The following is a 26404-nucleotide window of genomic DNA, read 5'->3' as shown; positions in this document are numbered from 1 at the left end:
CCTCCGACCGCTCGGTTCGTAGCCGAGTACTCTATCCAGCTGAGCTACGGATGCAAAAATGGCGGTGAGGCGGGGATTCGAACCCCGGATGCAGCTTTTGACCGCATACTCCCTTAGCAGGGGAGCGCCTTCAGCCTCTCGGCCACCTCACCACACAACGCCTCTTTCGAGTGCTTCGAGTAACTTGTTGAAAGCTTCTCGTCGCTGCGTGGCGCATATATTACTTTCTGGGACTTATAAGTCAAACAATTTTCCACGAGCTTTTATCGTTTGCACAAATCACAGGCAATTCGCATGTAAAAGCTGCAAAGAGGGTGTTTTATAAGCGGATTTTGCAGGGTTCTGCGCAGTAATGTTGAGAACGAAAGGTGGTATTGCGATGAGAAAAGACAAAGAGAGTGACGAAAAAGCGCGCGATTGAAATCGAATGGTAACTTTATGCAGGAAGAATGTCGGGAGGGTTGCGTCTCGCAGAGCGCGAGACGCGATAATATCAGTAACTGGACTGCTGGGATTTTTCAGCCTGGATACGCTGGTAGATCTCTTCACGATGGACAGAGACTTCTTTAGGGGCGTTTACGCCGATGCGTACCTGGTTGCCCTTCACCCCTAAAACTGTCACGGTGACCTCATCCCCAATCATGAGGGTCTCACCAACTCGACGAGTCAGAATCAGCATTCTTTGCTCCTTGAAAGATTAAAAGAGTCGGGTCTCTTGTATCCCGGCATTATCCATCATATAACGCCAAAAAGTAAGCGATGACAAACACGTAAAGTGTAAGCAGTCACGGCATCACATTCTGTTAAACGTAAGTTTAGCCGATATACACAAACTCAACCTGACTTTATCGTTATCGATAGCGCAGTGAACAAGACGCCATAACGTTACCGCTATGGCGTCTGCTTGTGCTTTGTTGTTATTACAGTTTCGCGCTTACCCAGCTTTCAACGCTGGCTAATGCTGCTGGAAGCGCCGCCGCATCCGTACCGCCGGCTTGCGCCATGTCAGGACGACCACCACCTTTGCCCCCCACCTGCTGGGCAACCATGCCAATCAGTTCCCCTGCTTTTACGCGATCGGTCACATCCTTAGAGACCCCCGCAATCAGAGAAACCTTACCCTCTGCTACCGTCGCCAGAACGATAACCGTTGAACCGAGCTGGTTCTTCAGATCGTCGACCATAGTACGCAGCATCTTAGGCTCAACGCCAGCCAGGTCGCTGACAAGCAGTTTGACGCCCTTAATCTCTACCGCTTTGCTGGAAAGGTTTGCACTTTCCTGCGCGGCGGCCTGTTCTTTCAGCTGTTGCAGCTCTTTTTCCAGAGCGCGGGTACGATCCAGCGCGACGCGCACTTTCTCACCCAGGTTCTGGCTATCGCCTTTCAGCAGCTGGGCGATATCGTGCAGCTGATCGCTTTGTGCGTGCAGGCTGGCGATTGCGCCTTCGCCGGTAACGGCTTCGATACGACGAACGCCTGACGCCGTACCCGATTCAGAAACGATGCGGAACAGACCGATGTCACCGGTGCGCGAGGCGTGAGTGCCGCCGCACAGTTCGGTAGAGAAATCGCCCATGCTCAGCACGCGAACACGTTCGTCATATTTCTCGCCAAACAGCGCCATAGCGCCCTTCTGCTTCGCTGCCTCAAGATCCATGATATGGGTTTCGATTGGCAGGTTACGACGGATCTGCGCGTTCACCAGATCTTCCACCGCGCGGATTTCAGACGGTTTCATCGCTTCAAAATGCGAGAAGTCGAAACGCAGCACTTTATCGTTAACCAGAGAGCCTTTCTGCGCAACGTGCGTACCCAGAACTTCACGCAGTGCAGCATGCATCAGGTGCGTTGCGGAGTGGTTCAGACGGATGCGCGCGCGGCGTGCTTCATCAACGTTAGCCTGAACACCCTCGCCCACTTTCAGAGAACCGGAAACCAGTTTGCCCTGGTGACCAATTGCCTGGCCGTATTTCTGGGTGTCGCTGACGCTGAAGCTGAAACCGTTGCCTTTCAGTTCGCCTTTATCGCCAACCTGGCCGCCGGATTCTGCGTAGAACGGCGTTTTGTCCAGAATCACAACCGCTTCCTGACCCGCGCTGATGCTGTCTACGGATTTACCGTCAACAAACAGAGCCGTCACGTTACCGGTCAGTTCCAGTTCTTCGTAACCTTTGAATTCTGATGCGCTATCAACACGGATCATCGCGTTGTAGTCTGCGCCAAAACCGCTGGATTCACGCGCGCGACGGCGCTGTTCTTCCATTGCGGCTTCGAAGCCTGCTTCGTCAACTTTGATGTTGCGCTCGCGGCAAACGTCTGCCGTCAGGTCAACCGGGAAGCCGTAGGTGTCGTACAGACGGAACGCGGTTTCACCATCCAGCGTATCGCCTTCCAGTTTACCCAGCTCTTCGTCCAGCAGCGCCAGACCGCGCTCCAGAGTACGTGCAAACTGCTCTTCTTCGGTTTTCAGAACCTGCTCTACCTGCGCCTGCTGGCGTTTCAGTTCGTCGCCCGCAGAGCCCATTACGCCAATCAGTGGACCCACCAGCTTATAGAAGAAGGTGTCCTTCGCGCCCAGCATGTTGCCGTGACGGACGGCACGACGAATGATACGACGCAGCACGTAGCCACGGTTTTCATTCGACGGGATCACGCCGTCAGCAATCAGGAAAGCACAGGAACGAATGTGGTCTGCGATAACGCGCAGAGATTTGTTGCTAAGATCGGTCGCACCGGTCACTTCCGCGACGGACTGGATCAGCGTGCGGAACAGGTCGATGTCGTAGTTGGAGTTAACGTGTTGCAGCACAGCGGCAATACGCTCCAGACCCATACCGGTATCCACAGACGGCTTCGGCAGCGGTTCCATGGTGCCGTCGGCCTGACGGTTGAACTGCATGAAGACGATGTTCCAGATCTCAATGTAGCGATCGCCATCTTCTTCCGCGCTGCCCGGAGGGCCGCCCCAGATGTGGTCGCCGTGATCGTAGAAGATTTCAGTACATGGGCCGCAAGGACCGGTGTCGCCCATCTGCCAGAAGTTGTCAGACGCGTACGGTGCGCCTTTATTGTCGCCGATGCGGATAATGCGCTCGCGAGGAATACCAACCTCTTTTTCCCAGATTTCGAACGCTTCGTCATCGGTTTCATATACGGTGACCCACAGACGCTCTTTCGGCAGGTTGAACCAGTTTTCACCGGTCAGCAGTTCCCACGCGAACTGGATAGCGTCGTGTTTGAAGTAGTCGCCGAAGCTGAAGTTACCCAGCATTTCAAAGAAGGTGTGGTGGCGCGCGGTGTAACCGACGTTTTCCAGGTCGTTATGTTTACCGCCCGCACGTACGCAACGCTGTGACGTGGTTGCGCGGGAATAATTACGCTTGTCGAGACCAAGGAAAACATCCTTGAACTGGTTCATCCCGGCGTTGGTAAACAGTAAAGTCGGGTCGTTATTCGGTACCAGGGAGCTGCTGGCAACAACCTGGTGTCCCTTACTATGGAAAAAATCGAGAAACGCCTGACGGATCTCAGCGGTGCTCTTGCTCATAATTATCCTGAAATCAAGCTAACGAAATGTCGCAGCCAGCCTGTACCTCTAAACAGTTGGACAGACCAGCTACTGGAAAAAGTGGGAATAAGATAAGTTTTCTTGGGAGGGAAGTAAAATCCAGGATGCGTTCAATCCGTAAAATTGCGCCAGATATCCTGAATATCCTCCATCAGAAAGCCGCGGTAGAGCAAAAAGCGCTGGATTTTAACTTTTTCTGAAAATTCACGCGGTAAGGGTTCACCGTATTTGCGCACCACCTGATCTTTCGCGATGTCACACCAGTCAATGTTGCATTCGCGCATCGCTTTTTCTGTCGCTTCGCGCGCGATGCCCTTTTGGTTCAGCTCCTGGCGAATACGCGCGGGGCCATAACCTTTACGGCTGCGGCTGGCGATAAACCGCGAGACAAAGCGTTCATCATCCAGATACTGATGTTCATAGCACCAGGCCACAACGCGGTCATAATCTTCCGCGGTGGCGTCGATCTCTTCCGGCCCATTTTTGCTCATGACGGGCGCGGCGAGCTTACGTCTTAGCTCCTGTTCGCTGTGATCGCGAACGGCCAGAATGCGCACCGCGCGATCCAGTAAACGCGCGTATGCCGGGCGACGAGAGGTGGATTCGGACATATAAAACCTGCTGATTCAGAAATGCAAAAAGGGCCGCATTCGCAGCCCTTCATTTTTAAACGAGAGAATTAAAAGTCTTCGTTGGTTTCTTCAGCATCAGCGCCGTCAACCACGAAATCCGGTTTGGAGTCCTGGTTGTTCAGCAGAAGCTCACGCACTTTCTTCTCAATTTCTTTCGCCGCAGCCGGGTTATCTTTCAGCCAGGAGATCGCATTCGCTTTACCCTGACCAATCTTGTCGCCGTTGTAGCTGTACCATGCGCCCGCTTTTTCAATCAGCTTCTCTTTCACGCCCAGGTCAACCAGCTCGCCGAAGAAGTTAATCCCTTCGCCGTAGAGGATCTGGAATTCAGCCTGTTTGAACGGTGCAGCGATTTTGTTTTTCACCACTTTAACGCGGGTTTCGCTACCGATGACGGTATCGCCCTCTTTCACCGCACCGATACGGCGGATATCAAGACGTACAGAGGCGTAGAATTTCAGCGCGTTACCACCGGTGGTGGTTTCCGGGTTACCGAACATCACGCCAATTTTCATACGGATCTGGTTGATGAAGATCAGCAGGGTGTTGGACTGTTTCAGGTTACCGGCCAGCTTACGCATCGCCTGGCTCATCATACGTGCCGCGAGGCCCATGTGAGAGTCACCGATTTCGCCTTCGATTTCCGCTTTTGGCGTCAGCGCAGCCACGGAGTCGACAACGATAACGTCAACCGCACCCGAGCGTGCCAGCGCGTCACAGATTTCCAGCGCCTGCTCACCGGTGTCCGGCTGAGAACACAGCAGGTTGTCGATATCAACGCCCAGCTTGCGAGCATAAACCGGGTCAAGCGCGTGCTCGGCATCGATAAACGCACAGGTTTTGCCTTCGCGCTGAGCGGCGGCGATAACCTGCAACGTCAGGGTTGTTTTACCGGAAGATTCTGGACCGTAGATCTCTACGACACGACCCATTGGCAGGCCGCCCGCACCCAGTGCGATATCCAGAGAAAGCGAACCGGTGGAGATAGTTTCCACGTCCATGGAACGGTCTTCACCCAGGCGCATGATGGAGCCTTTACCGAATTGTTTTTCGATTTGGCCCAGTGCTGCCGCCAACGCTTTCTGTTTGTTTTCGTCGATAGCCATTATTACTCCTGTCATACGGTAAATACGTTACGTATTTACTGGGGTGAATTCTGTTCTGTTGAAGCAATTATACTGTATGGTCATACAGTATCAAGTGTTTTGTAGAAAATGTTGCCAGAGCGTTTTTAACGCATATTCCGTTGCCTGACGGCGCACGCTTTCGCGGTCACCGCTAAAGCACTCCCGGCGGGTGATGCCTTCGCCTTTTGAGGTCGCAAAGCCAAACCAGACGGTGCCAACGGGCTTCACGTCGCTGCCGCCATCAGGCCCTGCGATGCCGCTAATGGAGATGGCATAATCCGCGCGCGCCGCTTTGAGCGCGCCGATAGCCATTTCAATCACCACGGGTTCACTGACCGCGCCGTGCTGCTCAAGGGTGGATTCATGCACGCCAATCATCTGCGCTTTTGCTTCATTACTGTAGGTGACAAAGCTGCGCTCAAACCAGGCGGAACTGCCCGCGATGTCCGTTATCACTTTGGCAACCCAGCCGCCCGTACAGGACTCGGCGGTGGTGAGGGTCGCACCGCGCTGCTTTAACGCCAGCCCTACCACTTCGCTAAGTTGCATCAATTCATGGTCAGTCATTCTTGCCCCCGGCTTCGGAAAACGTGCTGCACAAGATAGCACTTTCTCGTCAGATATGGGGATGAGGTGCAGCTTTTACGAGGCTGCTTCAGAAAAAAGCCGACGCGGGTGCGTCGGCTGTTATTTCAGGGGGTTATTTCATGCTCTGCGCGAGAGTCTGGACGTTATGACGGAAGGCTTTTACATAGGTATCGGCCACGCCGCCTTTGGCCGATAAGGCCTCAGGATAAAGCTCGCCTCCCGGCTGCGCGCCCGTGGCGCTGGCGATCTGCTTAACCAGCCGCGGGTCAAGCTGGTTTTCCACAAACCAGGTTTTCACGCCGTCGGCTTTAATTTGATTGATGATCTCAGCCACCTGCGCCGCGCTCGCTTCGCTCTCCGAAGAGAGCCCCTGCGGAGCCATAAAGGTCACGCCGTAGGCGCGGCTGAAATAACCGAAGGCGTCATGGCTGGTCAGCACCTTGCGCTTATCCTGCGGGATCTGGCTAAAGCGGGTTTTCGCCCAGCTGTCCAGCCCGGTAAGCTGCGCGATGTAAGGTTTGCCGGAAGCCTCCAGCGCGGCTTTGTCCTGCGGATCGGCCTTTACCAGCCCCGCGAGAATATTTTGCGCATACAGCGCACCGTTGGCCGCGCTGTTCCAGGCGTGAGGATCGGTCACGGTTTTGCCATCCTCTTCCAGGGTGTGGGTTTTCACCCCTTCTGATGCCACGACCAGCTGGCCTTTAAAACCGGACGCTTTCACCAGCCGGTCAAGCCAGCCCTCCAGGCCCAGGCCGTTCACCACCACCACATCGGCCTTGCTCAGCGCCGCGCTGTCTTTCGGCGAAGGCTCAAAGGTATGCGGGTCGCCGTCTGGCCCCACCAGCGTGGTCACCTTCACATGCTCGCCGCCGACCTCCTGGGTAATGTCGCCCAGTATTGAAAAGCTGGTCACCACGTTGAGCGTTTTTGCCAGGACGCCCTGCGACATGAATCCGAGCGCGAGAGCGATCGCTAATCCTGTACGTTTCATTATTTTCCCCTTGCGTTAAAAAAGCGCACGCAGGCTGCCAGCCAGCCTGCTGCGCGTGCCAAATAAAATAGAAATAAAGAACAGCGCGCTGGCGGTCAGCACGATAGAGGGACCCGCAGGCAGGCTTACCGCCCAGGAGAGGCTTAGCCCCAGCCACGCGCAGAAAATACCGCTGATGCCTGCCATCAGGAGCAGGCCGGGTAAGGTACGCACCCAGCACCGGGCCGCCACGGCCGGGAGCATCATCAGCCCAACCGCCATCAGCGTGCCCAGCACCTGAAAACCGGCCACAAGATTGAGCACCAGCAGGGCGAGAAACAGACCGTGCAGTAGACCCGGCAGCCAGCGGGCGTTTACCTGCAACCACGCGGTATCAAAGGCCTCGGTGACCAGCCCGCGATAGAAAATCGCCAGCGTGAGGAGCGTAAAGACACACACGCCGGCCACAAACAGTGCCGCGTCGTTGTCCACCGCGAGAATGGAGCCAAAAAGCAGATGCAGGAGGTCGACGTTCGAGCCGCGCAGCGACACCAGCGTGACGCCCAGCGCCAGCGATCCGAGGTAAAACCCGGCAAAGCTGGCATCCTCTTTAAGCGGCGTACGACGACTGACCAGCCCGGCCACCAGCGCCACGGCGATCCCGGCGATAAATCCGCCGATGCTCATCGCCAGCAGGGACATTCCGCTCAGGAGATAGCCCACGGCGACGCCGGGCAAAATGGCGTGCGAGAGCGCATCCCCCATCAGGCTCATCCGGCGCAGCAGCAGGAAGACTCCAAGCGCCGTAGTGCTGACGGAAAGCGCCAGGCAGACCACCAGCGCGCGGCGCATAAAGCCGTATTCGATAAACGGCTGGAAAAAGAGATGCCAGATCATGCCACCCTCACCCGGTCGGTTTTCCAGTGCACCACGTCCGCGTCCAGCCGCAGGGTCTGCGGGAAGTGGCGCGCCACGCGTTCGCTGTCGTGCAGCACCGCCAGCACCGTTTGCCCTTGCAGATACATCTCCAGCATCAGCTCCATCAGGACGTTACTGGTTGATTCATCAACGCCGGTGAAAGGCTCGTCGAGCATCACCAGCGGAGCCTGCTGCACTAACACGCGGGCAAACAACATGCGCTGAAACTGGCCGCCGGAGAGTTCATCGATGGTTGAGCGCGCCATTGACGCCAGCCCTACGCGCTCAAGGGCGCTGGCAACGCGCAGACGAGCGTCCCGGCGCAATCCTGCCAGCAGCGACACGCGTGGCCAGCATCCCATGCTCACCACGTCCTGCACGGTGAGCGGAAACTGCGCTTCAAGGGCGTGGCGCTGCGCCAGCCAGCCGAGGGTCGGGCGTTTGCCCTGCCAGCGGAAATTGCCGCTCACCGGGGGAATAAACCCGGCGAGGGTTTTCAGCAGCGTGGATTTACCGCATCCGTTCGCGCCGATGATGGCGGTCATGCTGCCGCGTTCGATGACGCCAGAAATGGCGCGGGTGACGGGCTGGCGATCGTAACCGGCGATCAGCTGATTCATGACGATCATGGCAGCATCACCGCCCAGCGCACGGCCAGCCCGATCAGAAGAGTAAGCGCCAGCGCCAGTAAAAAGCGCTTCAGCGCGGAAAGCGAGAAAAGGGAAGTTGACATCCGAACACCATATTAAATGTTATAACATAACAATAATGAAAGGCGATGCGGATGTAAATGGACGCGAGGAAATGGGAGTGTGGCGAAATGTTTCTGAGAAACCGGGACGGGCGCACATGCCCTCCCCCACTGGGAGAGGGCTGAATAAAACGGCTTACTGGCTAAACGGTGACGCCGCGGGAACGCGCGCCTGAGACACCGCCAGGCCAAGCTGCCACACGGCCATCGCATAGTGGGTGCTGTGGTTATAGCGGGTGATGGTGTAGAAGTTCGGCATGCCGTACCAGTACTGATAGCCCGTACCAACGTCCAGGCGCAGAAGGCTCACCTGATCCACATTGCCCAGCGGCTGGGTCGGCGTTAATCCTGCCGCCGTCAGCTGCGCAACGCTGTATTTGGTTTTGAAGCCATTTTCCAGACCGAACGCGTCGCCGTTTGCCTGCACCGCAACTTGTCCACCCGGCGTCCAGCCGTGGGCTTTGAAGTAGTTCGCCACGCTGCCGATGGCATCGACCGGATCCCACAGGTTGATGTGCCCGTCGCCGTTAAAGTCGACGGCGTACTGTTTATAGGAAGACGGCATAAACTGGCCGTAACCCATCGCCCCGGCAAACGAGCCTTTCAGATCCAGCGGATCGTCCTGTTCGTTACGCGCCATCAGCAGGAAGGTTTCGAGCTCGGAGGAGAAGTATTCCGCGCGACGCGGATAGTTAAAGGAGAGCGTCGCCAGCGCGTCGAGGATGCGGGTTTTACCCATCACCCGGCCCCAGCGGGTTTCAACGCCAATAATCCCGACGATAATTTCCGGCGGCACGCCGTATACCTGCCACGCGCGGTTCAGGGCGTCTTCATATTGATTCCAGAACGCCACGCCGTTTTGCACGTTGTCCGGGGTAATAAACTGTTTGCGATAGCGCAGCCATGCGCCGTTTGGCCCGCTCGGCACCTGCGCCGTGGGTGCCTGTCGGTCCATCAGGCGCAGCACGTAGTCCAGACGTTTTGCCTGCGAGAGGATCTCGTGAAGCTGCTGTCTGTCAAAACCGTGTTTGCTGACCATTTTATCGATGAACTGCTCGGCAGCCGGGTTATTCGCAAAGTCGCCGCCCATCTGCATCATGTTGTGCTGAGGCTCCAGCAGGAATCCCCCTGACGGCGCGCCCGCAGTGGGCTGTGCGGTTTCAGATTTCGGTTTGCTACTACAGGCTGAAAGCAGAATAAGTGCAGGGAGTAACGCTGCATAACGACGCTTGAACATGAGACATCCATTTAACGAGTTCGGGAAGAACCCATTATGGTAAAGCATCCTTCACACCACAAGGAAGCGGTAGTCGCCACCACCGCAAAATCTTTACGCGCCCTCTCGCAAACCCGCCCTTTTATTAACCGGTGCGGCAATGGCTAGCCTTTCAGACCCAGACGTTTCGCCAGCCGGTGCAGGTTGGCGACGTCCATCTCCAGCGCCCGGGCGCACGCCGCCCAGCTGCGGTTATTCTGCTCCAGCGCGCGGACGATACGCTGGCGCTGAAATTCTTCCGTCGCCTCGCGCAGGTTTTCGTTCACAACAGCAGGCGCTTCCTGAACCATCGCGGGCGCGGCGTCATCGTGCAGGGCGAAATGGCGGGCGTGGATCACCACCTCATCGCCGGAACGCGTCGCCCGCGCCAGCACTACCGCCCGGTGAATGGCGTGTTCCAGCTCGCGCACGTTCCCCGGCCAGCCGTAGCTCAGCAGATGCGTTCTTGCGCCGGGGCTGAGCACCACACGGGACAGCCCCATTTTGAGCCGGCACTGCTCGCAGAAATAGCCCGCCAGCAGAATCACATCCTCACCGCGCTCGCGCAGGGGCGGCACGGTGAGCGGAAACACGCTCAGGCGATGGAACAGGTCGGCGCGGAAGTTCCCGGCCAGCACCTCTTCGCGCAGGTCGCGGTTGGTCGCCGCCAGCACGCGCACGTCGACCCGCAGGCTGCGATCGTCTCCTACGCGCTGAATATCGCCGTACTGCAACACGCGCAGCAGTTTGGCCTGCAACGAAAGAGACAGCTCGCCGATTTCATCGAGAAACAGCGTGCCGTTGTCCGCCATTTCAAACTTGCCGCTGCGGTTGCTGATGGCCCCGGTGAAGGCGCCTTTGACGTGCCCGAACAGCTCGCTCTCCGCCACGCTCTCCGGCAGCGCGGCGCAGTTGAGGTACACCAGCGGGTTCACCGCGCGCGGCGAGGCTTCGTGAATGGATTTCGCCACCAGCTCTTTACCGGTCCCGGTTTCCCCGAAGATCAGCACGTTGAGATCCGATGCCGCCACGATGTCGATCTCTTTTTTGAGCTGCTCCATCCCCGGCGACAGGCCGATTATTTCGGTGTGCGCCACCTGCTCAAACGCCGCCGGGTTGCCGGGAAGGATATTCTGGCTCTCAAGCTGCTCAATCAGCAGCGCATTGTTCAGCGCCCCGGCGGCCAGCGCCGCAATCAGCCGCAGCTCTTCGTCGCTGAAGGTATCGAACTGATCCGGCGACATGCCGTCCAGCGTTAACGCCCCAATCAGGTTTTGCCCGGCAAATAGCGGCAGGCCGATGCAGGCGTGGACCTTCAGGCTCTCCTGACCGGGGATCAGGCCGTCGTACGGGTCGGGCAGATCGCTGTCCGCCGGGAAGCGCACCACGTCCCCCGCGCGGGCGATGGTTTCGAGGCGCGGATGGCCCTCAAGGGTAAAGCGCCGCCCGAGGACGTCCTGCGCCAGCCCGTCGATAGCCAGCGGAATAAACTGCCGTCCTTCATAGCGCAGCAGCGCCGAGGCGTCGCACGCCAGCACGTGGCGCAGCGTGGAGATCAGACGCTGGAAGCGGTCCTGATGCCCGATACCGGTTTGCAGTTCAATGGCGATTTTCGCCAGCACGTCTACGGAAAAGCTCATCTTCGCCTCACTGTCATTTTGACAATGCATACTGTCATATAGACAACAAACAGCATAGTCATAATGACTACCCATTACGGAGCATAATTTTAAATACAGATAAAAATCAATAAGTTAAAAACTGGCACGCAACTTGATATAGCTAACCCATCTTGTTTTGAAACGCAGTAAAAAATTGAGGTTGCTATGTCTATTCTGGTTAAAAATAACATTCATTGGGTTGGCCAACGTGACTGGGAAGTGCGTGATTTCCACGGGACGGAATACAAAACGCTGCGCGGCAGCAGCTACAACAGCTATCTCATCCGTGAAGGGAAAAACGTGCTGATCGATACCGTCGATCACAAGTTTAGCCGCGAGTTTGTGCAGAACCTGCGTAGCGAAATCGATCTGGACGCTATCGACTACATCATCATCAACCATGCGGAAGAGGATCACGCCGGGGCGCTGACCGAGCTGATGTCTTACATCCCGAACACGCCGATTTACTGCACGACTAACGCCATCGACTCCATTAACGGCCATCACCACCATCCGGAGTGGAATTTCCACACCGTTAAGACCGGCGACTCGCTGGATATCGGCAACGGCAAACGGCTAATCTTCGTTGAAACCCCGATGCTCCACTGGCCGGACAGCATGATGACCTACATGACCGGCGACGCGGTGCTGTTCAGCAACGACGCCTTCGGCCAGCACTACTGCGACGAGCGTCTGTTCAACGACGAAGTGGATCAGACTGAACTGTTCGAGCAGTGCCAGCGCTACTACGCCAACATCCTGACCCCGTTCAGCCGTCTGGTGACGCCAAAAATCACCGAGATCCTCGGCTTTAACCTGCCGGTAGATATGATTGCCACCTCTCACGGCGTGGTGTGGCGGGAAAATCCAACGCAGATCGTTGAGCTGTACCTGAAGTGGGCGGCAGATTATCAGGAAGATCGCATTACGATTTTCTACGACACCATGTCCAACAACACCCGCATGATGGCGGACGCGATTGCCCAGGGCATTAACGAAGTCGACCCGAACGTGGCGGTGAAAATCTTCAACGTGGCGCGCAGCGATAAAAACGAAATCCTCACCAACGTTTTCCGCTCCAAAGGGGTGCTGGTGGGCACGTCCACCATGAACAACGTGATGATGCCGAAAATTGCCGGTCTGGTAGAGGAGATGACCGGCCTGCGCTTCCGTAACAAACGCGCCAGCGCCTTTGGCTCTCACGGCTGGAGCGGCGGCGCGGTGGATCGCCTGTCTACCCGTTTGCAGGACGCCGGCTTTGAGATGTCCATGAGCCTGAAGGCCAAATGGCGCCCGGATATCGACGCGCTGGAAATCTGCCGCCAGCACGGGCGTGATATTGCACGTCAGTGGGCGCTCGCTCCGCTTCCAGAGGCGGCCCCCGCCGCAGCCCCAGCGCCTGAAGCTACCGCCTGTGGTTCTGCCGCCGCCGATCTCGGCCCGCGTATGCAGTGCAGCGTCTGTCAGTGGATTTACGATCCTGAACTGGGCGAGCCGTTGCAGGACGTGGCGCCAGGCACGCCGTGGAGCGAGGTGCCGGATAACTTCCTCTGCCCGGAATGTTCGCTTGGCAAAGACGTCTTCGACGAACTGGGCACGGAGGCAAAATGAATAACGGTATCGTTATCATCGGCTCGGGCTTTGCGGCCCGCCAGCTGGTAAAAAATATCCGCAAGCAGGACGCGAACGTGCCGCTGACGCTGATCGCCGCCGACAGCATGGACGAATACAACAAGCCGGATTTGAGCCACGTCATCAGCCAGAATCAGCGCGCCGACGATCTCACCCGCCAGACGGCGGGGGAGTTTGCCGAACAGTTTAATTTGCGCCTGTTTCCCTACACCTGTGTGACGGATATCGACGCCGCCGCCCGTGTGGTGAAGGCAAAAGAGAAAAGCTGGCAGTACGACAGGCTGGTGCTGGCAACGGGTGCCGCCGCGTTTGTGCCGCCGGTTGAGGGACGCGAGCTGATGGTGACGCTCAACAGCCAGCAGGAGTATCAGGCCAGCGAAACCCTGCTACGCGATGCCGCCAGAGTCATGATTGTGGGCGGCGGGCTGATTGGCACCGAGCTGGCGATGGACTTTTGCCGCGCCGGAAAAGCGGTCACGCTGGTGGATCACGCGGCGAGCATCCTTTCCGCGCTGATGCCCGCAGAAGTAAGCAGTCGCTTACAGCATCGCCTGACCGATATGGGCGTGCATTTGCTGCTGAAATCGCAGCTGCAAAGCCTGAGCAAAACCGACGGCGGCATTCGCGCCTCGCTTGACGGCAACCGCAGCGTTGAGGTCGACGTGGTGATTGCCGCCACAGGCCTGCGCCCGGAAACGGCCCTCGCCCAGCGTGCGGGTGCCGAGGTTAACCGTGGCGTGAAGGTCGACAGCTATCTGCAAACCAGCCAGCCGGACGTTTACGCCCTGGGCGACTGCGCGGAGATTAACGGCCAGGTGCTGCCGTTCCTGCAACCTATTCAGCTTAGCGCCATGTATCTGGCGAAAAATCTGCTCGGCAGCAGCGCGCCGCTTAAACTGCCCGCCATGCTGGTGAAGGTGAAAACGCCGGCGCTTCCGCTGCACCTGGCAGGCGAAACCCAGCGTCAGGATCTGAACTGGCAGCTGACGATTGAGCCGCAGGGAATGGTAGCGCGCGGTTCCGATGCTGACGGCCAGCTCCGCGCCTTTGTCGTTAGCGAAGACCGGATGAAGGAGGCTTTCGCGCTGCTGAAGTCGCTTCCCGTTTAACCCGTAGTCCCTTACCACGCTTACTTAACCTTAGGATTTTATTATCCGCAGCCCCGATGTCCCGGGGCTTTTTTTTACGGATCTTATTCACCACATAAATACAGAAAAGATAAATCATTATATTAATCCTTTAATTATAACCTTCATCAATATTTAAATACGGAACAGCTGAAAAACCGCACCCTGTTTTATTCCCCGTTCCCGGCCTACCCTAAAAAGCATATTCATCCGCCGGAGAAAATCCATGACCGCATTCAGCAAAGAACTCAACGACCTTTACGCTTATTTCAAACAGGTAAAGAGTAAAGAGCGCGTTTTATTCCGCTGGCTCTACCTCAGCCCGGAGGCCCGTATTGAGCGCCTGCGCGAACTCATGATGCCGGTGAGCGACACGAAAAAATGACAACCACGCATCCGGCAAAAAAACGGCATTCACGCCGTTTTTTATTGTGCGAAAACCGGAACGATTGACTTATTACATCATTGTTTAAATGCATAACAATTCGCTGACTGAATATAAATAAAATTTATTTATTGCGCATCACATTTTTATTCAGCGCACTTTCGCGAAAAAATAAAAGGTGTTATTTTTCGCCGTGAATTAAGTCATCTTCGGAATCAAACCATGAACGCATTTAGCTATTTACAGCGTCTGGGCAAAGCCCTGATGTTGCCTATCGCGACCTTACCGGTGGCGGCGATATTATTACGTCTGGGCCAGCCCGACGTGTTCAACATTCCTTTCATCGCCAGCGCCGGGGGCGGTATTTTTGATAGCCTGCCGCTATTGTTTGCGCTGGGTATCGCCATTGGTCTGGCAAAAGATAACGCCGGGGCGGCAGCGCTGGCCGGGGCCGTCGGCTTCCTGGTACTGACCAAAGCCACGGCGGTGATCAACTCGTCGATTAACATGTCGTTTTTTGCCGGGATCATCGCCGGCGTGGTCGCGGGCCACTGCTACAACCGCTTCTCAAACACTAAACTGCCTGACTTCCTCGCCTTCTTCGCGGGCAAGCGTCTGGTGCCGATTATGACCGGGCTTATCTGCCTGTTCATCGCCTGGATTTGCGGCTACGTGTGGCCTTCCGTGCAGCACGGCATTGATACCTTCAGCCTGCTGGTGTCGCGCAGCGGCGAGCCGGGCTGGTTTATCTACGGCGTGCTCAACCGCGCGTTGATTCCGTTTGGCCTGCATTACATTCTGCACTCGGTCTTCTGGTTTAGCCTCGGGGACTGCCTCAAAGTCACCTACGATGCCGCCAGCGCCGTTCACAACATCTGCCTGGCGCCGGACGTGGTGAAGGGGCTGGTGGTAGGCGGTGCGGTGCCGGGCATTGAGGGCTCCAGCATTACCCAGATTGCTGCCGACCTGACCCGTGGCGATTTGAACCGCTTCTTCGCCGGCGATCCGCATGCGGGCGTGTACATGGCGTGGGCCTATCCGATCTTTATGGGCGGTCTGCCGGGCGCTGCGCTGGCGATGTATTTCGCTGCGCCGAAAGCCCGTCGCGCGGCCGTAGGCGGGATGCTGCTCTCGGTTGCCCTGACGGCGTTCCTGACCGGAATCACCGAGCCAATCGAGTTCTCCTTCCTGTTCCTGGCCCCTGCCCTGTATGCCCTTCATGCGGTGCTGGCGGGCGTGAGCATGGTGATTGCGAACAGCCTGGGCGTGCTGCACGGCTTTGGCTTCTCGGCGGGTCTTATCGACTTTGTACTGAACTGGGGCCTTGCCACGAAGCCCTGGATCCTTATCCCGCTGATTGCCCTGTTCTTCGTGATTTACTTTGTGGTATTCAGCGTTGCTATTCGGGTCTTTAAACTCAAAACGCCGGGCCGTGAGGACGACGACACGGTGACCGGCGAGTCTGACGATCAGAGCGAAGCCATTGCGCAGTACATCGCCGCGCTGGGCGGTAAGGAAAACCTGAAGATTGTCGATGCGTGTATCACCCGCCTGCGTTTAACGCTCGCGGATAATAGCGTGCTGGATGAACCGGCGCTGAAGGCGCTGGGCGCAAAAGGGATCCTGAGAATGGGGCCCCAGAATGCGCAGGTGATCCTGGGGCCGCAGGCGGAGAGTATTGCGCTGAAGATCAGGGCGCAGCTTGATAGCCGATCCCTGTAAAGCGATCTAAATATTCGCATCAGATTACAAGAGTTTCAGCGACGCCCTGGTCCGGCTGTAAATCGCCGAAGCGTTTCCGTAGGGCCGGGGCGAGGCGCAGGGAGGCGGCGGTGAGCCTCCCTGACACGTTCACAAGTAGTGTGGTGACAGAAAAGCAAGGAACCTGAGGTGAACAGAAGGACCACCAGAGCCGTATGTTCCCCTCACCCTGACCCTCTCCCACAGGGAGAGGGAATGGTTCCGTGCCAGCCTTTAGCATGCAAGAAAGCCAAAAACCGGAACACATCCCTCAACCCACCCTTATTTATTCCGCAAAACGCCTTACACTCTCAGCATCCTTTTCCGAACGGACTGCTCCCATGCGCCAGCTGCAAAAAATCCGCCAGTATCAACGGCTTTACCAGCACTACGGTGCCGACCCCAAACTCACCACCATTGCCGAGGTCGCCGAGGTGGCGCTGTGCAGCGAACGCCATGCGCGTACTCTGCTGCGCCAGCTTGCCCAGAGCGGATGGCTCAGCTGGAGCGCGCAGCCGGGGCGCGGGCATCGCGCTACCCTGCACTGTATCGCCACTACCAGCGAGCTCAGCGCACCGCTGATGCACAGCTGTCTGGAGAAAGGAGATTACCAGAGCGCGTTGCAGCTGGCGGATGGCGATCCGGCGAGCCTGCATCACATCATCACCCCTTTTCTCGGCGGTAAGTGGCTCAAACACCAGCCGACCCTGCGTATTCCCTGGTATCGACCGCTGACCTCGCTTCACCCGGCGTTGCAGCGTCGTCGCGCCGAACAGCATATTATCTGCGCGGTACACGCCGGGCTGACGCGCTACGTGCCGGGTGAACCGCAGCCTGTACCGGATCTGGCGCACCACTGGGAGGCCAGCGATAACAACCTCCGCTGGCGGTTTTATCTGCGCAGCGGCGCGCACTGGCACAACGGCCAGGCCATCAGCGATGAAGATATTCTGACGGCGCTCCAGCAGGTGCTGGCCGATCCGGCGCGTAACGCCGGGCTGAAGCATGTTCGTCAGGCGTCGCTTGTCGCCCCCTGGTGTCTGGAAATCGCCTTAGACACGCCGGATGCCATGCTGGCGCATCGTCTGGCGCACCATGTCTGCCGCCTTCCCCATCCGCAGCTGCCGGAAATCGGCGCCGGGCCGTTTGCCATCGCCCGCCACCATTCGCACTACCTGCGCCTGGAGCGTCAGCCGTGGTACTTTGCCGCGCACCCGCTTTTACACGCGATAGAGTTCTGGCGCACCCGCGCGGAGGCGCATAAACCGGCCTGGATCACCGTCGGCAAAGGAAAAAACGCGCAGGAAGCGGTGACCTCAACCAGCGGCGGCTTCGCGTGGCTGATGGTCAGCGCCGCGCTCTCCCGGCCTCTGGCCGCCTGGCTGCGTCAGGAGATTGCCCAAACCTGCACTCGCTACTTTTCACACCGCGACGATCTGCACACGCGGACCGAAGTGCTTCCCGGCCTGAAGACGCCGCCTCTCCCCGCCGCTGCCCCGGTTGCGCTGCCCGACGCGCTGACGCTGGTCTGTTGCCACACCTCTGAGCTGCGCGAGCTGGCCGACCTGTTGCAGACCACGCTCAAAAAGCAGGGCTGCGAGCTGACAATCGAGTGGAAAGATCGCGACGAATGGCACGCGCCCGGCGCGCTGGCGCAGGCGGATCTGCTGCTGGGGGATTACGTGGCGGGCGAGCTGCCGGGCTTTGCGCTGGCGGAGTGGTTTAGCGACGAACCGGCGTGGGCGAGCGCGTTAGGCGACGCGCTCTGGCAGAAAGAGAAGCAGACGCTGATGGCGTATTGCGCCAGCGAAGCGAGCCTGAACCAGAGTCTGTCCCCCTTCTTTCAGCGGCTGCTTGAGCGCGGCGCGTGTACGCCGCTCTTTCACTATCGCTATCGGATTAACACCGTGGAAAACGTGCAGGATATCGTCCTGACCGCAGGCGGCTGGCTCGATTTCACCCGCGCCTGGCTACCGGCTCAGGCGCGCACCACCAGCGCGTCGTAGCCACGCCAGCGGTAGTTGATCATTGAGATCAGCCAGCAGGCGACAAACAGCCCGACCACCACAAAACCGGCGTTGCCGAGGTTGTCGTTTACCGCGCCAATCACGTCCCAGACGCCGCCGCTGAGGGCGAATTTATCCATCAGCAGCCCCAGCGCTTCCAGCCCGCCGATAAACAGGGCCACCACCACAGAGGTGCCGGTGATGGTCATGTTGTAATAGAGCTTGCGCTGCGGTTTGTTGAACGCCCAGCCGTAAGCGCCCACCATCAGCAGGTTATCCAGGGTATCGACCAGCGCCATGCCGCTGGCGAACAGGGCCGGGAAGATCATGATCGACCACACCGACATGCCGCTGGAGGCGCTGGCGGCGGAGATCCCCAGCACGCCGATTTCGGTCGCGGTATCAAACCCGAGGCCAAACAGGAAACCGACCAGGTACATCTGCCAGCTTTTGTTGACCAGGCGGAAGGTGGTGCCAAACAGCCAGTTCATCACCCCGCCCTGTACCGGAAGATCCACCTCCGCGTTCGCCGCGCGGCCCTTTTTCAGCGCCTGAAAATTACGCCAGACGCCGCGCAAAATCACCATGTTGACCAGCGCCATCGCCAGCAGGAAGGTGGCGGAAACCGCCGTGCCGATCAGGCTGCCGGTTTCATGAAACCACGCCATGTTCTTCTGAAACGCGGTCGCGGTGGCGGCAATCGCGACGGAGGCCAGCACCACGATGGTGGAGTGTCCGAGCGAGAACCACGCCCCCACGCCGGACGGCCGTTTTCCCTGCTGCATCATTTTTCGCGTCACGGTATCGATGGCCGCAATGTGGTCGGCGTCGACCGCGTGGCGCAGCCCGTAGCACCAGGCCAGCAGGCTTGCCGCCATCAGCGCCGTACTGCCGCTGAAGGTTTGCCACGCCCAGCCCCAGGCGAGCAGGTTTGCCATTACCAGAGCCAGCAGCAACAGCGCTGCACGAGGTTCATTGCGTAAGAGTCGTAACATTTTAAGTCCTTTGTGAACATGACCGGGCGGCAGCCACAACCGCCTGCCCGAAGGAGATAGCCCCGTCGCCCGCGGGCAGGCGAGAGGGAAAAAGAAGGATGAAATCAGAAAGATAATGACCGAGGCGCGCGCGCAGCAGGCGGTTATGCATCACGCCGCCGCTACAGCACACCGTCGTCATCGATAAGCGCCGAGCGTGGCGGGCGGCAAGTTCAGCAAGCCCTTTTGCCAGCGCGTCATGAAACGCCCAGGCGCGCTCGGCGGGGGTCGCCCGCCAGTCCAGCCACTGCTGCCAGAACAGCGCGAGGTTCTCCACCGACAGCGTGACCGGATGGTCAACGCCCGCGCACTGCGCCGCCAGCGCCTCAAGCCGACAGGCCGCTTCGCCTTCATAGCCCTGCGCGTCCGGGCAGAGATCCAGCGCGCAGGCCACCGCGTCGAACAGCCGTCCGCAGGAGGAGGCCAGCGGCGCGTTAAGCCCGCGCGACACCGCCGTCGCCAGCAGTTGCCAGGGCTTACTCTGCACGGACTGCGCGTCGGGGCGCTGCTGCCAGTCAGGGACAAAGGCCAGGCAGTGGGCGAGCAGGTTGCGCCACGGCTGCGTTGCCGCCAGATCGCCGCCCGGCAGCGCCACGGCGGGCAGGCCGCCGAGGTGCTCGCAGTCGCGATAGCTGACCCGCAGGCACTCCCCGCCCCACAACGCGCCGTTTTCGCCCATGCCGATCCCGTCCAGCGTCAGGGCGATAACCTCGCCGCCGTCGAGCGGCCAGCCGTTTTCCGCCATACAGGCCGCCGCGTGGGCGTGGTGATGCAGCACTGTCTGCACGGGGAGCGCCTGCTGTGCCGCCCACTCACGGGCGCGGTAGCCCGGATGGGCATCGCACACAACGCTTTCAGGCGTGAAGGCATAGATCTGCTGCATCACCGCCAGCGCGCCGCGCCACTGCTGCTCGACCCCGTCATCGCTTAAATCACCAAAATGCTGGCTCAGCACCGCCTTATCGCCCCGCACCAGGCAGAAGGTGTTTTTCATCTCGGCGCCCAGACACAGCATGGCGGGGATATCGCGAAATCCGGGCGGCAGCGCGATGGCGTCCGGAACAAAACCCCGGGCGCGGCGCAGCATCGCCCCATTTTCCTCGACAACGGAATCGTCCATGCGCTGCACGATATCGCGGTTATGCAGCAAGAAACCGTCGGCGATATCCCGCAGCTCCGCCAGCGCCTGCGCGTTGGTGAGGGCGGGCGGTTTGCCGCTGAGATTGCCGGAGGTCATCACCAGCGGGCGCTGAACGTCGTCCATAAGCAGGTGCTGCAACGGGTTCGCCGGGAGCATCACGCCGATGCGATCCAGACCCGGCGCAATGGCGTCCGGCAGCGCGGGCAGCCAGGCTTTCGGCGTGAGCACCACCGGTGCCGCAGGGGATCGCAGCAGTTTATTAATCGCCTCCGGCAGGCCGTCGGCATCTGAAAGCATCACCGCCAGCGGTTTTGTCGGGCGTCGTTTTCGCTCTCGCAGACGCGCCACCGCGAGCGGGTTTTGCGCGTCGCAGGCCAGGTGAAAACCGCCAAGGCCTTTGATGGCGACAATGCCGCCTTTTTGCAGCATCGTCACCGCCTCGCGCAGCGCCGCCTCCCCCGCGGAATGAACCTCACCCGCAATCCACGTCAGCCGTGGCCCGCAGTCCGGGCAGGCCACGGGCTGGGCGTGAAAACGGCGATCGGCAGGGTTCCGGTATTCCGTATCGCAGGGCTGGCAAAGCGGGAACGGCGCCATTGAGGTCGCCGGGCGGTCATAGGGCATGGCGCGAATGATGGTAAAGCGCGGGCCGCAGTGGGTGCAGTTGATAAACGGATAGCGGTAGCGGCGCTCGCGCGGGTCGCGCATCTCCGCCAGGCACGCCGGACAGGTGGCGGCGTCGGGCACAATCTGGGTGTCCATCGCCCCGCCCGCGCTGTGGCGAATGGTGAAATCGTTCGGCAGCGTCGCCCAGGTGAACGGCGTGGTTTCAACGTCGTCAATGCGTGCCAGAGGTGGGCAGTCCTGGCGCAGCCTTGCGGTAAAACGCTCCCCATCACCCGCAAGGCGCACCAGCACGCCCTGACCGTCATTGCAGACATCGCCCGTTAACCCAAGCCTGTGCGCCAGCTGCCAGACGAAGGGACGAAACCCCACGCCCTGCACCTTGCCGCGCACCCGCAGCTGCACCCCGTGACCGCTCATCAGTCAGAACAGCATGGATGACGAAGTGTCGAACGCCGCACGACGACGTTTTTCGGCGCTCATCTGTTCGAGCTTATCGCGATCCACGCACACCAGCGCGTGCGTCGGACAGGCGTCCATGCAGGCCGGGCCGGATTCGCGGTGATAGCAGAGGTCGCACTTGTTGGCTTCGGCCTTTTCCGCCCGCACGCTCAGCCCCATGCCGCTTTGACGAACAACCGGGCGAACCACGACCTCCATCGCGCCGTAGGGGCAGGCCACCACGCAGGTTTTGCAGCCGATGCAGCGCTCCTGCATGACGTGCACGAAGCCTTTTTCGCGCTTGATGGCTCCGTTAGGACAGACGTTGGCGCACGGTGCGTCTTCGCACTGGCGGCAAATGGCGGCGGTAGAGATATTCACGCCCTTGATGACGTGAATGCGCGGCAGGAAGGAGTCCGGGGTGAGCGAGGCGCAATCCTGCTCGGCCTGATGGGACACCACGCACGCCACTTCACAGGTACGGCAACCAATGCACTTACTGGCATCGGCCATAATAAAACGGTTCATCTGCTTCTCCAGCATAACAGTCATGCGCGGAGACATTCATAAACCGTGCCAGTTTTTAACTGATTGATTTAACGAAGATTACAGAATGATGCAGCGCTGTCATCGACAGAAGTGACGATGACAGCTGTCGACGTCAACGGTGCGGGCCGTCAACGACCGAGTCGCGCAGGATCAGCTCGCCGGAGAAGGTCTGCTGATATTTGAACTCGCCGCCGTCGAGCATAAAGATCAGGCGGCTGATGGTCTCTTTGATCATCTCCGTCACCGGCACGCGCACGCTGGAGAGCGACGGCACCATGTACGGGGCGATGGCGACATCGTCAAATCCCACCACCGACACCGCATCCGGCGTGGCGATGCCGCTCTCGTGAAGCTGCTTCATCGCGCCAATCGCCATGTCGTCATTACTCGCCACCAGCGCCGTAAAGGTTTCGCCGCGCGACAGCAGCTCCGTCACCGCCGCCGCGCCGCTGGCCGGGTTCCATTTCCCCTGGGCGATCAGTTCCTCGCGCAGCGGGATGCCGTGCCGCGCCAGCGCCGCCTTGTAGCCGGAAAGACGTTCGATGCCGGTCGGGGAATCGAGCGAGCCGGTGATAAAGGCGATATCGCGATGGCCTTTGGCGATCAGCTGCTCCACCGCCGCCATGCAGGAGGCGTTATGATCGGACCAGACGCTGTGGCTGCCGTTTTTGCGCAGGCGGCGGTTGAGCACCATGATCGGCTGCTCGCACTTTTCGACGATCTCGTCCATCTCCTCCACGCTCAGAAAACGCGGATAGATGATCACCGCGTCGCAGCGCATGTCGAGCAGATACTGGATCGCCTCGCGCTCCTCGTCGGCGCTGTGCTTGCCGTCCGCGAGGATCAGCTGCCGCCCTTTTTCTTCCGTCATCCGCGCGGCGTGGAACAGCAGTTCGCTGAAGTACACCCCGTGATAGAGGGTGTTGGTCACCACCAGCCCGAGGGTCTGGGTGCGTTTGGTCGCCAGGTTACGCGCCAGCAAATTGGGCCGATAGCCGCTCTCTTCAATCGCCTGATAAACCCGGTCTTTGGTTTCCTGGCTCACGTAACCATTTCCCGACAGCACCCGGGACACCGTCGCTTTCGAGACGCCCGCGCGCTTCGCCACTTCCAGCATCGTGGTCATGTTGTTATTCCCTCTGAATCTGATGGAGCGCAGTGTACTGCACCGCAGAAAAATTGTCCTCGCGGCGATATCACGCTTTGAATGGCCCTGAGCGATCGCCATCACACTTCTGAAAAATGCCTAAAAATCCATCTTGTTTCACTCATAGAAACTCATGATGATTATGTGGAACCGGTTTCCTACATATTCTCACAACGACAACAGGTACACTCCGATGGCCAAAAATTATGCCGCGCTGGCGAACGACGTTGTCAGCGCGCTGGGCGGTAAAGACAACATCGTCGCCGTCACCCACTGCATGACGCGTCTGCGCTTCGTCCTGAAAGACGAAAGCCTGACCGACGCTCCGCGCCTGAAAAGCATCAGCGGCGTGCTCGGCGTGGTGCGTAACGACAACCAGTGCCAGGTGATTATTGGCAATACCGTGTCCCAGGCGTATCGCGAGGTGGTAAGCCTGCTGCCTGCAAACCTGCAACCTGCCGTACCGGAAGGCCCGCAGAAGCTGACGCTGCGCCGCATCGGCGCGGGGATCCTGGACGCGCTGATCGGCACCATGTCCCCGCTGATCCCGGCGATCATCGGCGGCTCGATGGTCAAGCTGCTGGCGATGATCCTGGAGATGACCGGGGTGCTGGAAAAAGGCGCGCCGACGCTCACCATTCTGACGGTCATTGGCGACGGGGCGTTCTTCTTCCTGCCGCTGATGGTGGCGGCCTCGGCGGCGGTGAAATTCAAAACCAACATGTCGCTGGCGATTGCCATTGCGGGCGTGCTGGTGCATCCGAGCTTTATCGAGCTGATGGCGAAAGCCGCTCAGGGCGAGCACGTTGAGTTCGCCTTTATTCCGGTCACCGCCGTGAAATACACCTACACGGTGATCCCGGCCCTGGTGATGACCTGGTGCCTGTCTTATATCGAGCGCTGGGTCGATAAGATCACGCCTGCCGTGACCAAAAACTTCCTGAAGCCGATGCTGATCGTGCTGATTGCCGCCCCGCTCGCCATCGTGCTGATCGGGCCGCTGGGGATCTGGATCGGTAGCGCTATCTCCGCGCTGGTTTACACCATTCACGGCTATCTGGGCTGGCTCTCGGTCGCCATCATGGGCGCGCTGTGGCCGCTGCTGGTGATGACCGGGATGCACCGCGTCTTTACGCCGACCATCATCCAGACCATTGCCGAGACCGGCAAAGAGGGGATGGTGATGCCGTCAGAAATCGGCGCCAACCTGTCGCTCGGCGGCTCGTCGCTGGCGGTGGCGTGGAAAACCAAAAACCCGGAGCTGCGCCAGACGGCGCTCGCGGCGGCGGCCTCTGCCATCATGGCGGGGATCTCTGAACCGGCGCTCTACGGCGTGGCGGTGCGTCTGAAGCGACCGCTCATCGCAAGTCTTATCAGCGGCTTTATCTGCGGCGCGGTGGCCGGGATTGCGGGCCTTGCCAGCCATTCGATGGCGGCACCGGGGCTGTTTACCAGCGTGCAGTTCTTCGACCCGGCTAATCCGATGACCATCGTCTGGGTGTTTGGCGTGATGGCGCTGGCGGTGGTGCTGTCGTTTGTTCTGACGCTGATACTCGGATTTGAAGATATCCCTGTTGAGGACGATGCTGAAAAGGCCCGCGCTCTGCACACCGCGCCGGTTCAGGCCAACGCCGCACAAGCATAAATTTTATAGCGAGGTAAACATGTCTGTTTTTCCACAAGGATTTTTATGGGGCGGCGCGCTTGCCGCTAACCAGAGTGAAGGCGCATACCGCGAGGGCGGCAAAGGGCTGACGACGGTCGACATGATCCCCCACGGCGCAAACCGTCTGGCGGTGAAGCTCGGTAAGGAAAAACGTTTTGCGCTGCGCGACGACGAGTTTTACCCAAGCCACGAGGCGATTGATTTTTACCATCGCTATAAAGAAGACATCGCCCTGATGGCGGAGATGGGCCTTACGGTGTTCCGCACCTCGATTGCCTGGAGCCGCCTCTACCCGAACGGCGACGAGCCGCTGCCGAATAAAGAAGGCATCGCCTTTTATCGCGCGGTGTTCGAGGAGTGCAAAAAGTACAATATCGAGCCGCTGGTGACGCTGTGCCACTTCGACGTGCCGATGCATCTGGTGACCGAGTACGGCTCGTGGCGCAACCGCAGGATGGTCGACTTCTTCGCCCGCTACGCCCGCACCTGCTTTGAGGAATTTGACGGGCTGGTGAAATACTGGCTGACCTTCAACGAGATCAACATCATGCTGCATAGCCCGTTCTCGGGCGCCGGGCTGGTGTTCGAAGAGGGCGAGAACGAGGATCAGGTGAAGTATCAGGCCGCGCACCACGAGCTGGTGGCAAGCGCGCTGGCGACCAAAATCGCCCACGAGGTGAACCCGGAAAACCAGGTCGGCTGTATGCTGGCGGGCGGCAATTTTTACCCCTACTCCTGCAAGCCGGAAGACGTGTGGATGGCGCTGGAGAAAGATCGCGAGAACCTGTTCTTTATCGACGTGCAGGCGCGCGGCCGCTACCCGGCCTACTCCGCCCGCGTGTTCCGCGAGAAAGGCGTGGTGATTGTGAAAGATCCCGGCGACGATGAGCTGCTAAAAAATACCGTCGATTTTGTCTCGTTCAGCTATTACGCCTCGCGCTGCGCCTCGGCGGATATGAACGCGGGCAACACCAGCGCGGCGAATATCGTGAAGTCCCTGCGTAACCCGCACATTCAGGTGAGCGAATGGGGCTGGGGGATTGACCCGCTCGGCCTGCGCATCACCATGAACATGATGTACGACCGCTACCAGAAGCCGCTGTTCCTGGTGGAAAACGGGCTCGGCGCGAAGGACGTTGTTGAAGCCAACGGCGAGATCAACGACGACTACCGCATCAGCTATCTGCGCGAGCATATCCGCGCGATGGGCGATGCGATCGAAGACGGCGTGCCGCTGATGGGCTACACCACCTGGGGCTGCATTGACCTGGTGGCGGCCTCAACGGGTGAGATGAGCAAGCGCTACGGCTTTGTGTACGTCGACCGCGACGACGCGGGGAACGGGACGCTGGATCGCAAACGCAAGAAATCGTTCTGGTGGTATAAGAAGGTGATTGCGAGTAACGGGGGGGACCTCGAGTAGCCTGTTGCCCGGTGGCGC

General features: G+C 59.1%; 21 protein-coding genes and 1 tRNA gene. 7 read left to right on the top strand and 15 right to left on the bottom strand.

Going from position 1 to position 26404, the window contains the following annotated elements; all coding sequences use genetic code 11:
- Positions 1-59 precede the first annotated feature (59 nt).
- The 11 genes from ACSVHP_RS08625 to norR all read right to left on the bottom strand — a co-directional run bounded on the left by ACSVHP_RS08625 (position 60) and on the right by norR (position 11450).
- A tRNA-Ser gene (locus ACSVHP_RS08625) sits at positions 60-152 on the bottom strand.
- Between the two features lie 341 nt (positions 153-493).
- Positions 494-679, bottom strand: a complete 186-nt coding sequence (gene csrA, locus ACSVHP_RS08620; protein WP_000906486.1) for a carbon storage regulator CsrA — start codon at positions 677-679, stop codon at positions 494-496.
- Between the two features lie 241 nt (positions 680-920).
- Complete coding sequence (alaS, locus tag ACSVHP_RS08615; protein WP_447551653.1) at positions 921-3548, bottom strand: alanine--tRNA ligase; 2628 nt, start codon at positions 3546-3548, stop codon at positions 921-923.
- 131 nt (positions 3549-3679) lie between these two features.
- Positions 3680-4180, bottom strand: coding sequence for a recombination regulator RecX (gene recX, locus ACSVHP_RS08610; protein WP_447551652.1), 501 nt, complete (start codon positions 4178-4180; stop codon positions 3680-3682).
- Positions 4181-4248: 68 nt separating this feature from the next.
- Positions 4249-5307 carry a recombinase RecA gene (gene recA / locus ACSVHP_RS08605; protein WP_234676351.1) on the bottom strand — a complete coding sequence of 353 codons (1059 nt, stop codon included), beginning with the start codon at positions 5305-5307 and terminating at the stop codon, positions 4249-4251.
- Positions 5308-5397: 90 nt separating this feature from the next.
- Positions 5398-5895 carry a nicotinamide-nucleotide amidase gene (gene pncC, locus ACSVHP_RS08600; protein ID WP_234676353.1) on the bottom strand — a complete coding sequence of 166 codons (498 nt, stop codon included), beginning with the start codon at positions 5893-5895 and terminating at the stop codon, positions 5398-5400.
- Positions 5896-6028: 133 nt separating this feature from the next.
- Positions 6029-6907, bottom strand: coding sequence for a metal ABC transporter substrate-binding protein (locus ACSVHP_RS08595; RefSeq protein WP_234676354.1), 879 nt, complete (start codon positions 6905-6907; stop codon positions 6029-6031).
- A gap of 15 nt (positions 6908-6922) precedes the next feature.
- Positions 6923-7783 (bottom strand): metal ABC transporter permease, encoded by an 861-nt coding sequence (locus ACSVHP_RS08590; protein WP_447551651.1) that lies wholly within the window; start codon positions 7781-7783, stop codon positions 6923-6925.
- Positions 7780-8433: a metal ABC transporter ATP-binding protein gene (locus ACSVHP_RS08585; protein WP_447551650.1), complete on the bottom strand. Its 654-nt coding sequence runs from the start codon at positions 8431-8433 to the stop codon at positions 7780-7782. The genes ACSVHP_RS08590 and ACSVHP_RS08585 overlap by 4 nt, the downstream gene beginning before the upstream one ends.
- A 258-nt stretch (positions 8434-8691) precedes the next feature.
- A complete protein-coding gene (gene mltB / locus ACSVHP_RS08580) occupies positions 8692-9792 on the bottom strand; it encodes a lytic murein transglycosylase B (RefSeq protein WP_234676360.1) in 1101 nt (366 codons plus the stop codon).
- Positions 9793-9935: 143 nt separating this feature from the next.
- Complete coding sequence (norR, locus tag ACSVHP_RS08575) at positions 9936-11450, bottom strand: nitric oxide reductase transcriptional regulator NorR (protein ID WP_447551649.1); 1515 nt, start codon at positions 11448-11450, stop codon at positions 9936-9938.
- 186 nt (positions 11451-11636) lie between these two features.
- Here norR and norV point away from each other — a divergent pair, with 186 nt between their 5' ends.
- The 5 genes from norV (at position 11637) to ACSVHP_RS08550 (ending at position 18361) form a co-directional block, all read left to right on the top strand.
- Positions 11637-13082, top strand: a complete 1446-nt coding sequence (gene norV / locus ACSVHP_RS08570; RefSeq protein WP_234676363.1) for an anaerobic nitric oxide reductase flavorubredoxin — start codon at positions 11637-11639, stop codon at positions 13080-13082.
- Positions 13079-14212: an NADH:flavorubredoxin reductase NorW gene (norW, locus tag ACSVHP_RS08565; protein ID WP_447551648.1), complete on the top strand. Its 1134-nt coding sequence runs from the start codon at positions 13079-13081 to the stop codon at positions 14210-14212. The genes norV and norW overlap by 4 nt, the downstream gene beginning before the upstream one ends.
- 244 nt (positions 14213-14456) lie before the next feature.
- The gene (locus ACSVHP_RS08560) at positions 14457-14615 is read left to right on the top strand and encodes a hypothetical protein (protein WP_234676625.1); all 159 of its coding nucleotides are present in this window, start codon (positions 14457-14459) and stop codon (positions 14613-14615) included.
- A 222-nt stretch (positions 14616-14837) separates the two neighbouring features.
- On the top strand, positions 14838-16337 hold the full coding sequence (gene nagE, locus ACSVHP_RS08555; protein WP_447551647.1) for an N-acetylglucosamine-specific PTS transporter subunit IIBC: 1500 nt from the start codon (positions 14838-14840) through the stop codon (positions 16335-16337).
- Positions 16338-16696: 359 nt separating this feature from the next.
- Positions 16697-18361: an SgrR family transcriptional regulator gene (locus ACSVHP_RS08550; protein WP_447551646.1), complete on the top strand. Its 1665-nt coding sequence runs from the start codon at positions 16697-16699 to the stop codon at positions 18359-18361.
- Here ACSVHP_RS08550 and ACSVHP_RS08545 read toward each other — a convergent pair.
- The 4 genes from ACSVHP_RS08545 to ACSVHP_RS08530 form a co-directional block, all read right to left on the bottom strand.
- Complete coding sequence (locus tag ACSVHP_RS08545; protein WP_447551645.1) at positions 18334-19356, bottom strand: HoxN/HupN/NixA family nickel/cobalt transporter; 1023 nt, start codon at positions 19354-19356, stop codon at positions 18334-18336. The two genes, ACSVHP_RS08550 and ACSVHP_RS08545, sit on opposite strands and share 28 nt — an antisense overlap.
- 1 nt (position 19357) lies before the next feature.
- Entirely contained in the window at positions 19358-21580 is a 2223-nt protein-coding gene (hypF, locus tag ACSVHP_RS08540; RefSeq protein ID WP_447551644.1) for a carbamoyltransferase HypF, read from the bottom strand.
- Positions 21581-21583: 3 nt separating this feature from the next.
- Positions 21584-22129 (bottom strand): electron transport protein HydN, encoded by a 546-nt coding sequence (hydN, locus tag ACSVHP_RS08535; RefSeq protein ID WP_447551643.1) that lies wholly within the window; start codon positions 22127-22129, stop codon positions 21584-21586.
- A 133-nt stretch (positions 22130-22262) separates the two neighbouring features.
- Complete coding sequence (locus ACSVHP_RS08530; RefSeq protein WP_447551642.1) at positions 22263-23276, bottom strand: LacI family DNA-binding transcriptional regulator; 1014 nt, start codon at positions 23274-23276, stop codon at positions 22263-22265.
- Between the two features lie 214 nt (positions 23277-23490).
- Between ACSVHP_RS08530 and ascF the strand changes: the two genes are divergently transcribed.
- Together ascF and ACSVHP_RS08520 are read left to right on the top strand one after the other, a co-directional pair.
- A complete protein-coding gene (ascF, locus tag ACSVHP_RS08525; RefSeq protein WP_447551641.1) occupies positions 23491-24942 on the top strand; it encodes a PTS cellobiose/arbutin/salicin transporter subunit IIBC in 1452 nt (483 codons plus the stop codon).
- A 19-nt stretch (positions 24943-24961) separates the two neighbouring features.
- Positions 24962-26386, top strand: a complete 1425-nt coding sequence (locus ACSVHP_RS08520) for a 6-phospho-beta-glucosidase (protein ID WP_447551640.1) — start codon at positions 24962-24964, stop codon at positions 26384-26386.
- Positions 26387-26404 lie beyond the last annotated feature (18 nt).

This window comes from Enterobacter sp. 186315, from assembly GCF_053290175.1.
The sequence above is the reverse complement of the archived record's forward strand: the minus strand, read 5'-3'. Positions and strand labels throughout refer to the sequence as shown.

What these genes read in the sequence shown, in the direction of transcription:
- nagE (WP_447551647.1), top strand. Translation starts at nt 14,838, where the DNA reads ATGAACGCATTTAGCTATTTACAGCGTCTGGGCAAAGCCCTGATGTTG.
- ACSVHP_RS08560 (WP_234676625.1), top strand. Translation starts at nt 14,457, where the DNA reads ATGACCGCATTCAGCAAAGAACTCAACGACCTTTACGCTTATTTCAAA.
- recA (WP_234676351.1), bottom strand. Translation starts at nt 5,307, where the DNA reads ATGGCTATCGACGAAAACAAACAGAAAGCGTTGGCGGCAGCACTGGGC.
- recX (WP_447551652.1), bottom strand. Translation starts at nt 4,180, where the DNA reads ATGTCCGAATCCACCTCTCGTCGCCCGGCATACGCGCGTTTACTGGAT.
- norR (WP_447551649.1), bottom strand. Translation starts at nt 11,450, where the DNA reads ATGAGCTTTTCCGTAGACGTGCTGGCGAAAATCGCCATTGAACTGCAA.
- ACSVHP_RS08545 (WP_447551645.1), bottom strand. Translation starts at nt 19,356, where the DNA reads ATGTTACGACTCTTACGCAATGAACCTCGTGCAGCGCTGTTGCTGCTG.
- alaS (WP_447551653.1), bottom strand. Translation starts at nt 3,548, where the DNA reads ATGAGCAAGAGCACCGCTGAGATCCGTCAGGCGTTTCTCGATTTTTTC.
- pncC (WP_234676353.1), bottom strand. Translation starts at nt 5,895, where the DNA reads ATGACTGACCATGAATTGATGCAACTTAGCGAAGTGGTAGGGCTGGCG.
- ACSVHP_RS08595 (WP_234676354.1), bottom strand. Translation starts at nt 6,907, where the DNA reads ATGAAACGTACAGGATTAGCGATCGCTCTCGCGCTCGGATTCATGTCG.
- hydN (WP_447551643.1), bottom strand. Translation starts at nt 22,129, where the DNA reads ATGAACCGTTTTATTATGGCCGATGCCAGTAAGTGCATTGGTTGCCGT.
- norV (WP_234676363.1), top strand. Translation starts at nt 11,637, where the DNA reads ATGTCTATTCTGGTTAAAAATAACATTCATTGGGTTGGCCAACGTGAC.
- ACSVHP_RS08590 (WP_447551651.1), bottom strand. Translation starts at nt 7,783, where the DNA reads ATGATCTGGCATCTCTTTTTCCAGCCGTTTATCGAATACGGCTTTATG.
- norW (WP_447551648.1), top strand. Translation starts at nt 13,079, where the DNA reads ATGAATAACGGTATCGTTATCATCGGCTCGGGCTTTGCGGCCCGCCAG.
- ACSVHP_RS08550 (WP_447551646.1), top strand. Translation starts at nt 16,697, where the DNA reads ATGCGCCAGCTGCAAAAAATCCGCCAGTATCAACGGCTTTACCAGCAC.
- ACSVHP_RS08530 (WP_447551642.1), bottom strand. Translation starts at nt 23,276, where the DNA reads ATGACCACGATGCTGGAAGTGGCGAAGCGCGCGGGCGTCTCGAAAGCG.
- hypF (WP_447551644.1), bottom strand. Translation starts at nt 21,580, where the DNA reads ATGAGCGGTCACGGGGTGCAGCTGCGGGTGCGCGGCAAGGTGCAGGGC.
- ACSVHP_RS08585 (WP_447551650.1), bottom strand. Translation starts at nt 8,433, where the DNA reads ATGATCGTCATGAATCAGCTGATCGCCGGTTACGATCGCCAGCCCGTC.
- ascF (WP_447551641.1), top strand. Translation starts at nt 23,491, where the DNA reads ATGGCCAAAAATTATGCCGCGCTGGCGAACGACGTTGTCAGCGCGCTG.
- mltB (WP_234676360.1), bottom strand. Translation starts at nt 9,792, where the DNA reads ATGTTCAAGCGTCGTTATGCAGCGTTACTCCCTGCACTTATTCTGCTT.
- ACSVHP_RS08520 (WP_447551640.1), top strand. Translation starts at nt 24,962, where the DNA reads ATGTCTGTTTTTCCACAAGGATTTTTATGGGGCGGCGCGCTTGCCGCT.
- csrA (WP_000906486.1), bottom strand. Translation starts at nt 679, where the DNA reads ATGCTGATTCTGACTCGTCGAGTTGGTGAGACCCTCATGATTGGGGAT.